Here is a 14,925-nt window from a genome sequence, read left to right on the forward strand (position 1 = left end):
AGGAGCGAGAAGAAATGAATGGACAACTACCTGCAGTGATGAAAGCGGCTGTCATGACGAAGCCTGGAACGATCGTGATGGAGGAGCGTCCTGTCCCGCAAGTTGACGCCAATGAAGTGTTAATTAAAGTAATGGCTGTCGGTGTGTGCGGTTCGGACGTTCATTATTTTGAAAATGGGCGAATTGGCCGTTACGTGGTCGAAAAGCCGATTATTCTTGGGCACGAATGCGCCGGCATTATTGTGGCTGCAGGCGCTTCCGTAACGAACGTGAGCGTTGGCGACCGCGTTGCCATCGAGCCTGGCGTTACCTGCGGATACTGTCAGGCTTGTAAGGAAGGCCGTTACAATCTGTGCCCGGATGTGCAGTTCCTGGCGACTCCTCCGGTGGACGGCGCTTTCGTCCAATATATGAAAATCCGCGGGGATATGGTGTTCGCCATTCCGGATCATTTGTCCTTTGAGGCGGCGGCGCTGGTCGAGCCGTTCTCCGTCGGCATTCATGCGGCAAAGCGCTGCAGCCTGCAGGCGGGTTCGACGGTTGCCATCATGGGCATGGGCCCCGTCGGCCTCATGGCCGTTGCGGCAGCCAAATCCTTCGGCGCAAGCCGGATCATTGTCACCGATCTGGAGCAAGTCCGTTTGGACGCCGCCAAACGGATGGGAGCGGCGGACGTCATCAACGTCAGAGAAGAGGATGCGGTTCAGCGCATCAAGGAGATGACGGCCGGGCTTGGCGTGGATGCCGCCTGGGAGACGGCCGGCAATCCAAGAGCTTTGCAATCGGCGCTCTATTCATTGCGCCGGGGCGGCAAGCTTGTGATCGTAGGCTTGCCTGCGCAGGATGAGATTCCCCTGAATGTCCCGTTCATGGCGGACAATGAAATTGATATTTACGGGGTTTTCCGCTATGCGAACACCTATCCGACGGGCATTAAATTTCTTGCCGGTGATGGCATAGACGCGATGGCGCTTATTACAGACCGCTATCCGCTGGAGCAGACGCAGGACGCGCTGGAGCGGGCCATTCATAACAAGAGCGGCAGCCTGAAGGTCATGGTATATCCGAACGAAGTTCCAGGGGAGGAAAGTTTCGATGCGTACAGTGAAATTTAGCTTGATTGGCGGTGCCGGTTTTCGGGCGCAATATTTTCTAAGAATTGCTCAGGCACTGCCTGAGCGGTTTGAAATTAGCGGAATGGTCGTAAGGAACGAGGACAAAGCCAAGGAAATGGAGTCGAAGTGGGGAACGCCGACCTACCGAACGCTTGAGCAGCTTCTGGAGAGCGAGCAGCCTGATTTTGTCGTCGTTTCAGTTTCTCCTTCTCAGAGTCTTGAGTACCTGATGAGGTTGGCGGAGCGGGGAATCCCCGCTTTGCTGGAAACGCCGCCCGCTCCCGATCTGAGCGGACTCCAGCTTATGCATCATCAATTAACCCTTAACGGGGCACGTGTTCAGGTTGCGGAGCAGTACCATTTTCATCCCGTACAGCAAGCCCGTTTGGAGCTTATCCGCTCAGGCAGACTTGGTAAAATTACCGAAACGACGGTTTCAATCTCGCAGTTCTATCATGGCGTCAGCTTGATTCGGAAAATGCTCGGGGTTAACTTCGAGGACGTACGCATTAGGGCGATGCGTTTTGAGTCGAAGTGGGTTCAGGGTCCTAATCGCAGCGGTCCGCCTACAGAAGATAAACTCATTCCTTTGCAAAGGGATATGGCATGGCTGGACTTCGGAGATCGTCTGGGTATTTATGATTTTACGAAGGACCAGCACCGCTCATGGACCCGTTCGAATCATTTGTCCGTGAGAGGGGAGCGCGGAGAAATTTTTGACAACCGGGTGCTGATCCAACAGGAATCATGCGCAGAGCTTCGGTTGGAGCTGCAGCGCATGAACAGAGGCGAGTTGGAAAATGCCGAAGGCTATTATCTGAAAGGAATCCTTTGCGGAGAACAATGGGTCTACGAGAATCCGTTCGCTCCGGCGAGGTTATACGATGACGAGATTGCGATTGCCGTATGCTTGCAAAAAATGGCGGACTACACGTTCGGCGGACCTGGCTTCTATAGTCTGGAAGAGGCTTCGCAGGACCAGTATATCGGGATGATGATCGAGAAAGCGATTCAAACCGGAGAAACAATCACGACTGAGCCCCAGTGTTGGGTGCCGAAATCATAAATGGCGACTAAACCGGCGCATCCGTTTCAAATCATTCAACCAGCTTGACGTCGACGATGACTTCCAGGTCCTGCCCGCCGGATCCGCGATAGACGCCTTTGACGGGAACGATATCGTTATAATCCCGGCCATGCCCCAGCTTAATATAGCGCCAATTGACTTCGCAGTTGTTGGTGGGGTCATAGCCGAACCAGCCGCTGCCCGGGATGAGGCATTCGACCCAGGCGTGGGAGGCTTGCGTAAATTCCGCGCTTCCTCCCTGCAAGTCGCCAACGAAATGGTAGCCGCTTACGTACCTTGCAGGTATGCCTTTATCCCGGCAAACGGCGATCATCAAATGCGAATAGTCCTGGCATACGCCCCGCCTAAGCTGCAGCATTTCGCCCACCGTAGTCTGTACGGACGTAGCAGAGGGATCGTACGTGAAATCGCGGTGAATCGTTGTGTTAATCGTGCAGAGCAGCTCAAATAAAGAAATATGCTGATCCGCAATGGCATCGGAATAGGCCTTGATTTCACTTGTCAGCTCCGTATACCCTGTAGGCAGCAAATATTCGGCGTGTTCATTTTGGAACTCATCGCTAAGCCGCAGCGCTTTATCCTCGTAGGGCGAGCAGGCTGTGCGCGGGATGTTATCGTTATCGTGCGTGACAACGGTGGACGTCATTTTAATCGTGAGCTCGCGATGAATGTTATTGACGGTGAAGGCGTGCACGCGGTTATGAAAATAATCCGAATACGTAAAAAAGGCAGTTACCGGCTCCGTCATAATGCTGTGGTGGTAGCAGGATTGACGGTTGTCGGTCAGCGGCGTCAAACGCACTTCATTGACACTGTCCTGCGCCAAATCTGTGTAGGAGTAGCGCGTGATATGCGTGATCTCCAGCTTCTTCATGCAATGACCTCCTCCCGGGTGGGAAAAAAGACTTTGCTCATCCGCACGCCCATCACATTGCACGATTCACGGAGTGCCTGCAGCGTCATTTCCAATTTACCGGATAAAATATCGTCCTCGTCCATGCAAGCCAGGTTAGCTTTCACTTTCCCGGCGAGCTTGGCGAGTTTGCGTACCGTGATGTTCAAATCCGGGTCTTCCAGCTGGATGCTCTTTAATGATCGCTCCAGCGCTTGAAAAGCGTAGCTGATCGAACGGGGAAAATCCTCGTGCAGCATCAGGAATTTGATGATATTGCTTAGGTTTACGGTATCCGCATACTCCCTGCGGAACGACTCGTAGCCGCTCACCGATTTCAAAACAGAGAGCATAAGCGGGTAGGAAGACGATTCCTCTCTGGCGTAATCCTGGCACAAAGATTGCAGCAGGCGCAGCAGGTTTTCAGCACGCTCCAAATGGCGTCCCGCTTCAATGAAATGCCATTCATTCTGGCGCGGCATGACCGAGGTGGCGGCCCCGTGAAACATCGATAAGCTGTCGCGGATGAAGCGGTAAAACAAATGAGGCGAATCGCTCGTGATATCGCGGACATCTTTCTCTTTTAGCCACAAATACAAGCCATTCATAATATCCCACAGCTCGGAGGGCATCTTCTCCCGAATATTTCGCAGATTGGTACGGGCATGATTGGTGCAGGCCAATAAAGAATTGCCATTATTTTTGTCGAGTGTAATGTACTGGAGGACATGCTGCTCGGTGAAGGAGCTGTAATGCTCTGTGAATGCCGCCCTGTCCCCGATCGTATCGATGAGCCTGCTCCAGGATTGACCGCTGCCGCTCTCCCGTTCCTCACGAATATGGTAATACACATCAATTAACCTCGCATGATTCTCTGTTCTTTCCGTATACCGGCCGATCCAGAATAAAGCTTCCGCTGTTCGTCCCATCATCACCATGTTCGCTGGCCTCCCATCTTAAAGTGGATCTCTATCCATTCGTTACCCATGTGTCTTTGCAGCCGCCGCCTTGCGAGGAGTTTACAACGAGCGAGCCTTCTTTGAGCGCCACACGCGTAAGCCCGCCGGGAATAACTTGAATCGTTTCACCTGCGATAACGAAGGCCCGAAGATCGATATGCCGCGCAGCCATTTGACCGTCCATCATGACGGGGGCTCTTGACAGCTGAATGGTCGGTTGAGCGATATACCGTTCAGGATTCGCGATGATCTTCAGCCTGAAATCAGCCAATTCGCTGTCGGAAGCCGAGGGTCCGATGAGCATGCCGTATCCGCCGGAGAGCGATGTTTCTTTGACGACCATGGTGTGTAGATGCTGCAGCACGTGCTCCCTTTCGTCCGGTCTTGAAAGAATATAAGTAGGCACGTTATTCAGGATAGGTTCCTCGTTCAAATAGTAGCGGATCATGTCCGGCACGTAGGCATAAATGGCTTTGTCATCCGCTACGCCTGTGCCCGGAGCATTGACGATGTTGATGTTTCCGGCCCGGTAGGCATTCATGATGCCCGCTACGCCAAGCAGGGAATTCGGATCAAAAGCAAGCGGATCAAGGAAATCGTCGTCAATTCTGCGGTACAGCACATCGATCTGGCGAAGTCCTTTGATTCCGCGAATGTACACCTTATGATCGATAACGACGAGATCGTTCCCTTCCACAAGTTCGATCCCCATTTGCTGGGAAAGGAACGTATGTTCGAAATAGGCTGAATTGTAACAGCCGGGGGTTAGAAGGCCAATGACGGGATCTGTTTTCCCGGAAGGGCTCAGCCTGCGCAGGGCGGACAGAAATACATTTAAGCTCTGTTCGATATCTTGGATGGAGTGGCTGAAAACAAGCTCGGGGAACAAGTGCGTCATGATGGAACGGCTTTTGAATAAATAGGAGAAACCGGACGGCGAGCGAAGGTTATCTTCAAGAACGAAGTATTCGCCGTGCTCATCACGGATTAAATCGATGCCCGAAACGGTTACGTATACATCGCCCGGGACGGCTAAATGCATCATTTCGGGTCGGAAATAGCAATTGGACAGAACCATTTTTCTGGGGATGATGCCTTCCTTCAGGATGCATTGGTCATGGTAGATGTCCTTGAGAAACAGATTCAGCGCCTTGACGCGCTGCCTGAGCCCTTTTTCAAGCTTATGCCATTCCTCCCTGGGGATGATGCGCGGGATCGGATCGAAAGGAATCGTGCGTTCGAGCGCCTCGGCTTGGCCGGGACTATAGAGGGTGAAGGTAATTCCTTCTTCCATCATGCGCTTCATCGTGGCGTCTTGGCGCTTGCTCAGACTGCCGGCCTTCATGGCCATGAACTGACGGAACACGGTTTGATAATGGGGCCTAACGGCATAGGCGTTCACGAACATTTCATCGTAAAAAGGGTGGGGATCGTAGGGTGTGGTGACCAGATTCTCAGGTTTGGACATCGCAGCTTCCTGGTTTCGTGACTATGCCTTCGGAAGCTACATGAAGATAAGGGCCCGAAGCGGAAACCAGGCCTCCTTTCTTTCTGATCTTAATTCGGAAATCATGTTAGAAAATATAACGTTAATTGATGGTGAATCTTATTTTTTCTTATATTGTAGATTTTTCAGAAAATTATGTCAATATAACTTACGTTAAAATTAACGGAGCAAAAAATCATGCAGGACAAAAGTATTAAAAATTTTCAACAATTCGCACTTTTGTCTTGATTTACAACAGAAACCGCTATAGAATGTCGAATATGACAAATGTTAAAAAAATTCACACGATATGTGAATATAGGGGGACGGGGTATGTTTGATTGGCTTGGATTTCGAAAAGGGTTGCCGCTCTGGTGGTCATATCGGCTGAATCGACATCTCAAGGAAGATGTTGAACATATCTTCGAAGGCATTGCTCATACGAGAACGGAAATTTTACGAAGTTGGGTAGAGACCTATTGGTCCCATCTGGACAGGCTGCATGCGATGATTTCCGAATCAGCGACCGCCTCGCCGCAGGGGTCCCAGGATGCCGCTGCATTTCAGAAAATGCTTGCCGCCGCTCAAAAGAGCGGAGCCGACTTTTCGGAAATTTTTATATTAAATGAAAGGGCGGGCGTGATCCATTCCACATACCCCGCTCATGTAGGGAAGCTGTACGCAGCGGGAAGCGTGCTTGCCAAAGGGCTGGACGAGACGCGCAAAGGGGCGAAATGTTTGTTCGGTCCGTTCTCGGACCCGCTAACCGTGCAGATCGGTCCAAGCACATCGCCCTTCCACGATGCGATGACGATGGCCTTCATCCTGCCGCTGATCGAGAACGGGGAGTGGAAAGGAGCCATCTGCGGCCGCGTGCCGAACGACGTGCTCGGGGATTTGATTCAGCGGGAATCGGGGCACGTGTACCCGGACTCCGGCGATAATTATTTATTCATGGCACAGCCGGTACTGAACAAGCAGATTGCTCCGGGCACGGCGTTATCGCGAAGCCGGTTTGAGGATCTGACCTTTACGCACGGCGATAATTTAAAAGACGGCGTCCGCACGGACTTTGGCCTAGTTGGCGTGAAAGAGCATACGGAGCTGGAGCTTATTTTCACAGATCCGGCGACAGGGCAGCTCCATCCCGGAGTAGCGGGGACTATTGCCAAAGGGCATAATCTGTTCGTGGAATTTCCGGGATATTCCGATTACCGGCACATCTCGGTTATCGGGAAAGGCGTTACCTTCCAGCTGCCGCATTGTCCGGATGTTTGGGGCATGATGTGCGAAGGGGATCTGGAAGAAGTGTACCGGATTCGCAGCATAGATTGGAAAATGTTCAGCCTGCAGCTCAAATTTATTGTAGGATTTATATTACTCTCCGGAGGGGGCTTCTGGCTGCTGAACGGCCATGTTTCGGGCGGGCTGGGCGCAGCGATTACAGCCGCCGCCAGCGCTTTATACGGTTGGATCGGCGCCGGTATCATCAGGCGCAGAGGCAGTAAGCCGCTGGTCAAGCAGCTGGCCCAAATCAATAAGTTCATCCGGCTGAACGCGGAAGGCAGCGGAGATTTGACGCAGCGCTTGCGCGTGCAGGAGTTTGCCGGGGATGAAACGCGGGAGCTTGCGAAGTGGATCAACAATATGATCGACTCCTTAGAGGGCATTATGCTGCAGGTCAAACAAGCCGCTGCCGAGGTTCAGGTCAGTCAGGATCGGCTCAATGAATCGACGGGCTCCACGGAGCAATCGACAGGCCGCATGAGCGCCCAGATTCATAATATGATCCGCTCCTTGCGCGGACAGCTGAAGGACATCGATGTCGCCAAAGATGTTACGCAAAATATGAGCGGCACGCTGCGTGAGCTGGAGGAGAAAGCCTCCGATCAAATTGCGGTTGCCCAGGACGAAGTGGAGCGCATCGGCGATAAGATGGATCAAATTTCAGCCAAGGTAGCCGAAACGAATCAGACCATCCAAACGTTCCTGCACACTACCCAAGAAATACCAAGGCTGCTGAAGGTGATTGAGGAAATTTCCGCGCAAACGAATCTTCTCTCACTGAACGCTTCCATAGAAGCGGCTCGAGTAGGCGAGCATGGCAAAGGCTTCGCGGTCGTAGCAGGTGAAATCCGCAAGCTGGCCGATCTGACGAAGAAGTCGACAACGGAAATCAACGACACGATTGAGCAGATCGAGCGCCATGCGAATGAAGCCTCCATCTCCATGGAGGAAGGTACCAAGGTTGTGTGGGAAGGGACACAGATTGTTGCGGCAGCCTCGGAAATTCTCAGCGAAGCCAGCGCCCACGACACCATGAAGACGCAAGTGGTGGAAGAAGTGGTGGCGCTGATGGAGAAAGTAGCGGGCGTAAGCAAAGAGAACCGTCAAATTTCCGCCGAGGTGGAGCAAACGGTCCAGGAGCTGCTGCAGGATATGCTGCATGTGCGCCGAACGACAGGAGATGTCGGGGCGATTACGCAATCCCTGTTCCAGCTCATGAATCAGTTCCAATTAACCGAAAGCCGCATTCGTTAACGGCCTAATCGTTCATTTTTCCTTCGCATGTTAGCTGACCCTTCCTGCATACAATGATAATGCAGAATGGGCCAGCTTTTTTGCGTCGGCTTATGATCAAAGTTTTCTGAGAAAAAACGCAAAGGAGGATGTGGAATGAACGACCGTTTGAGCATTCAAACGAATAGGGAGTTTATGATGGATCCGGGCTATTTTCCCTCGCTCGTAGAGCGCCTGAAGGAGGAACATTTACAGATGCGCGGGCAGCTTGCCGAAATCCGCACGATGGCTGCTTCCTTATTCTCCCTCGAGGATTGCTCAATAGGCATGTGTAAGCTGATCGAACTGCAAGATAGGATTCTTTTTCTGGTGGAAGAGCTGGAGCAGCATTCGGAATGGGAGGAGAGCGAGCTGTTTCCTCTTCTGCAATCCTATTTGCATCCGACAACGGCGCGCTCGGTTTCGCGGTCTATAACGGTTTTGGAACAGGATCATGACTTGGCTAAAAGAGTTGTGCAAACTTTCGTAGACGGTGTGAATGCGATGAAAGTGCCGATAGATGAGGAGTTCCTGCATGTGATGGCGTCGGAATTGATGACGGCCTGCTTAATCCTGCTCAGGCATTTCACCTTGGAGGAGGAGCTTGTGTACCCGCTGGCCGACCGCATTGTGGAGCAATTATCGTAAGTACATAGAAAAAGGGTCTTCTCCAGTCGTTTTGACGGGATGAGGGCTCTTTTTTTATTTTTAAATAGACGAAATATGTCGGAATATTTAAAATATGAGTGAAGACATTGTTAAAGTTTGTAAAAAATGAGAGTCACTTATTCTGGGTAAAGCGGGGGAATGTAGATTGAGAATCGCCAAAAAGTTGGGCGCCAAAAAATATCTGGCCCGGATCTACTTATGGTTCGCTTCATTAATCTTACTGATGACAGCTATTTTATCGAGTGTCGTGTATTACAACGTACAGGAAAAAGTATTTGAGAATGAATACAAAAATAGCCGGAAGCTTCTTGCGCAGACCAAATACAATATCGAATACTTGGATAACATGGTCCGCAACTTAATTTTGTCGACATACAACAATAATGATGTACGGTCATTAATGTATTTGAATGATGACGAGACCTTTGATTATATGAATGTCATTAATAAGCTTAAAACCTCGGTTGTCTGGAGTAATTCCTTCGTTCAATCGGTCTATATTTATAACAACAACAAGATGAACTACTACTCCACACTCGGTCAATTCATTCATAAAGACATGGAGCTGGAGAAGGTGCTGCAGGCGCATGGAGGCTCTATCCCGCCGTTAAAGCCGATTATCCGTGATATGGATGTGAGTCGCGACTCCCAGCATGTGCAAAAGGAAAAAGTTCTTACCTATGCGATGTATGAACTGACCGACGAGCAAGGCCGTATGGACGGCGCTGTTATTCTAAACATTAAACTGGAATGGTTGTTCAATAATATCAAAGCAATTAACAACGTTGAAGAGGAACAGCTAAGTAAAATGTTCATTCTCAGTGACAATCGGCAGTTCATGGAAGTGAGCCAGGAATTGTCGGAGGAAGGAACGAAGCTCGAGGATTTACTGCGAGAGAAGTCTGCGTCTTTGGGAGCGTCAGGAGACTATTTCTCTATAAAAATGGGCGGTACCAAATATTTGGCAGCATACATACCCATAGATAATACAGGATGGGTTTTGTTTAAGACTATGCCCTATGATGAAGCCTACGTTTATTTAATTAAACTAAGAACAAGCATTATTATCATAACCGTCATTGTTTTGCTAGCGACCTTGTTAGTTCTCTTGCAAGTATCCAGAGGGATCTACAAACCTGTCGAACAACTGGTCTCGCAGCTGCGCTCAAGCCATTTGCTCGGCGGGGAAACCGCAGTATCGCGAGATGAATTTATTTTTTTACAGGACGTTTACAGGAATTCAGCAACACAATTGGGACAATTTCATCAGGAGAAGATTTCCGGTCAACAACGCATGAAGAACCGTTTTTTAAGCAAATGGGTATTAAACAGTTTGTCGGTTTCCATCGGCGATTTCGAAGGATCGTGCCAAGAGCATAAGCTGCCTTTTCGGCAAGAGCACGGCTTTATGATTTGTGTTTTGAAGTTCGATAATTACAAGAATCTGACCGAAATGAGATTGGAGGAAAAAGAACTCCTCGTATTCGCGGTAATGAATATTGCTTCGGAATTTTTAAGCAAGGTTTGTCATGCGGAAGCGGTCGATTTACGCAATGACCACGTGGCTGTGATTCTACAGACCGATACGCAGGTGCAATTGCTGGAAGCGTCCATTTTATCGCAGCTTAAGGAGTGCCAAACCTACTTGTTCCAATGCTATAATTTCTCGGTTACCGCTGCTCTAAGTGACAGTGTTACAGACCACACCCACTTAACAACGGCTTATCAACAAGCTCTGTATGTATCTATGTACCGGTTCCTTGCAGGCAAAATGTCGGTCATCACACAAGACTATATTGCGCAATTAGGTCAGATTCCTTCAATGGACCGGGTGCTGGAGCTTGAGAATCAATTGCTTGACCAAGTGCGGCACGCTAATTTTCGAGGATCTGCCGACAGACTGGCCATCCTGCTCGATGAAGTGAAAAAGCTTGAATACAGCGATATGATGCTGTCCTTGCTGCACGCCGTGAATCAATTTAAATATGTCGTTTATGATCTAAATAAATCACGCAGTGAACCTGTCAAAGTGAATGCGATTCTGATGAGCAAAGAGTTGCTGGAAATTGAAACGATCACGGAATTCCAAACCAAATGGATGGAAGTGATCTACGAGGTTACGAGTGAAGGTCAGGTGGAAAGGAATCCAGTCTCAAAAGATGTAACCATCGCGATCCATATCGTAGAACTGATCGATGAGCGTTATGCCGATATCAATTTGGGAGCCTCTGAAATCGCTGCGATCATCGGAATATCTCCATCCAGAGTCGGGAAGATATTCAAGGCTTACAAACAAATGTCCATTCCTGATTATATGAATCGGGTGCGGCTGGAGAAAGCGGTAGAGTGGTTGGAGAACTCGCAATTGAACATTCAAGAAATTATGCGTAAAGTCGGTTTTGAAAATGAGAGCTATTTTTATAAAGTGTTTAAAGCCAAATTTGGGACAACTCCCCGGGAATTTATTGCTAAGCGAGTGAAGGAACGCATATGAGGATACAGACCGTTAACGTTTACTTAGGCTGATCATGCCTTGCTGCGTAACGGTCTTTTGGTGTATTGGCCAAAAAATGCAGTCCTTGAGAGGGCAAATATGCAAAAAGTGCGGTCGCCGATTTCAGCTCAGACCAAAATGAGCAGTATACGGGTTATTCCTGTGCGCTTTACAGTTAAGGCATGAATCAAGCTTGATCATTCATTTACCCGAAGGAGTGAAACTGTGAATGCACGAAAGAACGAATTAACCTATTTCAGAAAAAACAAAAGCTTGTTTTTCATCTCGCTTCCAGCTCTGCTGTTTGTGTTTGCCTTCTCTTACTTGCCGATGTTCGGGGCTGTGCTGGCATTCAAGGATTTTAATTATGCCAAAGGGATATGGGGAAGCGATTGGGCGGGGCTGGAAAACTTTAAGTTTTTCTTCACTTCTCAGGATGCGTTCAGAGTAACCCGTAATACGCTGCTGTTGAATGCGTTGTTTATTGTTACCGGACTGGCTGCCTCAGTAGTCATGGGGATTCTGCTCGCTGAACTGGGAAGAAAAGCTGTGAGAGTGTTTCAAACTGTGCTCTTTTTTCCTTATTTTTTATCCTGGGTTGTCGTGGGCTATCTGACCTACATCCTGCTAAATCCAACTTACGGTGCCGTAAATAAGCTGCTGGCATGGCTGAATATTGCGCCTGTAGACTGGTACTCTGACCCCCAATATTGGCCTGTAATTCTGGTAATCACGTATCTTTGGAAAAATGTCGGCTATACAGCCATCATTTTCTACACGGGATTAATGTCAATTGATCCGGGTTATTATGAAGCGGCTGCGATTGACGGAGCATCCAGGTTTCAACAAATTTTGCGTATTTCGTATCCGCTGCTTGTGCCTTTGGTGCTTTTGCTTTTCATGCTGAATGTAGGCAAGATCTTCTTCTCGGATTTCGGCTTGTTTTATTTTGTTCCCCGTAATGCAGGAGCCTTATATTCAGCAACCGATGTTATCGATACATACGTGTATCGTTCGTTGAGAGTCGTAGGCGATATCGGGATGGCCTCGGCAGCCGGTCTTTATCAATCGTTTGTAGGGCTTGTGCTTGTCCTTATCACCAATCGGATTGTCAAAAAAATAAACAGCGAGAGTGCATTGTTCTAGCCCGGAAGGAGAGAAAGCTATGCCGATTCGAAGTCGGGCGCAGCAATGGTTCCAAGGATTCAATCTGTCGTTCTTTATTATTATTTCAATTGTTACGGTTATTCCGCTGATTTATGTACTCTCTGTGTCATTAACCTCCGATTCCGACATTGCTCAGTATGGTTACAACCTCATTCCCGAACATATAACAGGCAAGGCGTATATGTACTTGCTGCAAACGCCGAAGCAATTGCTCAGTGCGTATTTCATTACGATTATCGTTACCGCAGCAGGTACCGCCTTAAGCCTCGCTTTGACGACATCCGTTGCTTACGTAATGACGCGCAAAGATTACAGATATCACCGCATCACAACGTTTTATGTATTCTTTACGATGATTTTTAATGGGGGACTTGTCCCTACCTACATGGTTGTGACCAAGATTCTGCATCTGCAGGACACGATATTTGCCTTAATCCTGCCCTATGGCGTAAGTGCGTGGTTCGCCATGCTCATGCGGGGATTTCTGATGACGATGCCCTTTGAGGTCATCGAATCGGCGAAGATCGACGGGGCAGGCGAGATGCGAATTTTCGCGGGCATCATCGTGCCGTTGTCCAAGCCTGCGCTAGCTACTGTCGGGTTATTCTACGCTCTCGGCTATTGGAACGATTGGTGGCTGGCGATGCTGTATATTTCGGATGCCAATCTCGTTCCATTGCAATATATGCTGCAAAGCATTATGTCGAACCTGGAGCATTTAACCAGTCATATGCAAGCAGGACTGAATATTAATTTGGAGCAGATCCCAGGTGAATCGGCTCGCATGGCCATTGCGGTGTTGGCTATAGGCCCAATGATGTTCGTTTTTCCGTTGTTTCAAAAGTACATCGTGAAAGGGCTCACTTTAGGTGCAGTAAAAGGATAGATTGTTACACCCGCTCGGGTGTTCAATAATAGAAAACCAGGGAGGTACTAGAGATGAGAATTAGAAAAATGAAATCCATGCCGTTTGTAGTAAGCACAATCCTGATAGGTTCCATGATGCTTGCAGGTTGCAGCAAAACGGTGGAAACGGCATCGACGGCTTCACCGGCTGCTGGGGCCAAAGAGACAACGGCTCTGAGCACCGATGCCAAGAAACTCGAACCGGTAACGCTGAAATGGTACCTGCCTCAAGGGGCTTTTCCGGATGCGAAAGCGGTATTCGCCGAGATGAGCAAAATCACGAAGGAAAAAATTAATGCCGAACTTAATATCGAATTCGTCGATTGGGGAAATTACGATCAAAAAATGCAGGCTGTGCTAGCCTCCGGTGAAAATGTAGATCTGATGTTCACTTCGAATTGGACGAACGATTACGTTTCCGCTGTGAATAAAGGCGCTTATTTGGACGTGACGGATCTGCTCCAGAAATATGGTACGAATATTTTGAAGCAAGTGCCTGAAAAAGCTTGGGAAGCTCCGAAAATTAACGGCAAACTGTACGGCATTATTAATACGCAAGTGCTTGCAAGAACACCGGGCATGCTGATCAATAAACAGTATGCGGATAAATACGGCTTCGATCCGTCGAAAGCTAAGAAGCTGGAAGATTTGACTCCCTTTTTGGAAAAGGCAGCCGCAGGCGAGAAGGATAAATATGCCTTTCGTGTGAAAGGCAATGACGATCAGCTTAGTTATATTGGTTCTGCGCTTGGGATTGAATATTTCGCTGATACGAATCCAGGCGTGCTTCTGATCAACGACAATGACACGAAGGTCGTCAATCTGTTTGAGACAAAAGAGTATGTGAACTTCCTGAAACTGATGCATGAGTGGTATCAAAAAGGCATTATCCGCAAGGATGCGCCGACCATTACGGATCTTGACGCGGATGAGAAGGCTGGGAAGTATTTGACAAGAACAGCCGTTATGAACCCCGATGTACCCGCTAACCAAGCGGATCGTTACGGCGGCGGCAAGCCGGAGAACGTCCTGACCGCTCAATTTTCTGCCCCCTATATGAGCACAGGTTCCATTATCGGAACTTTGACAGCTATTCCCCGTACGTCCAAAAATCCGGAACGGGCCATGATGTTTTATGATCTGATGTATTCCGATGCTAAACTATTCAATCTCATGAATTATGGTATTCAAGATAAGCACTACAAAAAAACTGGCGAAGATTTGATTGAAGTCATCCCTAACAGCGGCTATAACGTTGCTTCAGGTTGGGAGTACGGCAACATGTTCAACTCCTATCGCACAAGCCCGCTGCAACCCAAATGGTTCCCGGCAGGACCGGACATGAACAAAGCCGCAGTTTCATCCAAAGTGCTCGGCTTCAGCTTCGACCCTTCCAAGGTGAAAAGCGAGTTGGCGCAATGTGCTTCCGCGATTAGCGAATTTAAAGCAGGTCTGATTACCGGAGCGCTTGATCCCGACACTACGCTGCCGAAATTAAATGAAAAGCTGAAAAAAGCGGGCATGGACAAACTGCTGGCGGAAATGCAATCGCAAATTGATGCTTGGAAGGCAGCAAATAAAAAGTAAGCGG

11 protein-coding genes are annotated in these 14,925 nt (G+C 48.9%); 8 read left to right on the forward strand and 3 right to left on the reverse strand.

The genetic code is table 11. From position 1 onward, the window contains the following. The first annotated feature begins 14 nt into the window (after positions 1-14). Positions 15-1,115 (forward strand): NAD(P)-dependent alcohol dehydrogenase, encoded by a 1,101-nt coding sequence (locus tag AC3WRW_RS20325; RefSeq protein WP_492548122.1) that lies wholly within the window; start codon positions 15-17, stop codon positions 1,113-1,115. Next, the gene (locus AC3WRW_RS20330) at positions 1,096-2,181 is read left to right on the forward strand and encodes a Gfo/Idh/MocA family protein (protein WP_492548123.1); all 1,086 of its coding nucleotides are present in this window, start codon (positions 1,096-1,098) and stop codon (positions 2,179-2,181) included. Before AC3WRW_RS20325 ends, AC3WRW_RS20330 begins: the two co-directional genes overlap by 20 nt. A gap of 31 nt (positions 2,182-2,212) precedes the next feature. Here AC3WRW_RS20330 and AC3WRW_RS20335 read toward each other — a convergent pair whose 3' ends face one another. From AC3WRW_RS20335 to AC3WRW_RS20345, 3 genes are read right to left on the reverse strand one after another with little or no spacing between them, the layout of a single operon-like run. Further along, positions 2,213-3,076, reverse strand: coding sequence for a transglutaminase family protein (locus AC3WRW_RS20335; RefSeq protein ID WP_492548124.1), 864 nt, complete (start codon positions 3,074-3,076; stop codon positions 2,213-2,215). Continuing rightward, positions 3,073-4,032, reverse strand: a complete 960-nt coding sequence (locus tag AC3WRW_RS20340; RefSeq protein WP_492548125.1) for an alpha-E domain-containing protein — start codon at positions 4,030-4,032, stop codon at positions 3,073-3,075. Before AC3WRW_RS20340 ends, AC3WRW_RS20335 begins: the two co-directional genes overlap by 4 nt. Positions 4,033-4,063: 31 nt before the next feature. Beyond that, a complete protein-coding gene (locus tag AC3WRW_RS20345; protein WP_492548126.1) occupies positions 4,064-5,521 on the reverse strand; it encodes a circularly permuted type 2 ATP-grasp protein in 1,458 nt (485 codons plus the stop codon). Between the two features lie 351 nt (positions 5,522-5,872). Between AC3WRW_RS20345 and AC3WRW_RS20350 the strand changes: the two genes are divergently transcribed. From AC3WRW_RS20350 to AC3WRW_RS20375, 6 genes are all read left to right on the forward strand, one after another. After that, positions 5,873-8,080: a methyl-accepting chemotaxis protein gene (locus tag AC3WRW_RS20350; protein ID WP_492548127.1), complete on the forward strand. Its 2,208-nt coding sequence runs from the start codon at positions 5,873-5,875 to the stop codon at positions 8,078-8,080. Between the two features lie 135 nt (positions 8,081-8,215). Then, on the forward strand, positions 8,216-8,746 hold the full coding sequence (locus AC3WRW_RS20355) for a hemerythrin domain-containing protein (protein ID WP_492548128.1): 531 nt from the start codon (positions 8,216-8,218) through the stop codon (positions 8,744-8,746). Between the two features lie 166 nt (positions 8,747-8,912). Continuing rightward, entirely contained in the window at positions 8,913-11,261 is a 2,349-nt protein-coding gene (locus tag AC3WRW_RS20360; protein WP_492548129.1) for an AraC family transcriptional regulator, read from the forward strand. A gap of 225 nt (positions 11,262-11,486) precedes the next feature. After that, complete coding sequence (locus tag AC3WRW_RS20365) at positions 11,487-12,407, forward strand: ABC transporter permease (protein ID WP_492548130.1); 921 nt, start codon at positions 11,487-11,489, stop codon at positions 12,405-12,407. A 19-nt stretch (positions 12,408-12,426) separates the two neighbouring features. Next, a complete protein-coding gene (locus tag AC3WRW_RS20370; protein ID WP_492548131.1) occupies positions 12,427-13,314 on the forward strand; it encodes a carbohydrate ABC transporter permease in 888 nt (295 codons plus the stop codon). Between the two features lie 53 nt (positions 13,315-13,367). Beyond that, positions 13,368-14,921, forward strand: a complete 1,554-nt coding sequence (locus AC3WRW_RS20375) for an ABC transporter substrate-binding protein (protein WP_492548132.1) — start codon at positions 13,368-13,370, stop codon at positions 14,919-14,921. Positions 14,922-14,925: the final 4 nt, after the last annotated feature.

The organism is Paenibacillus sp. FW126-R14, assembly GCF_058789495.1.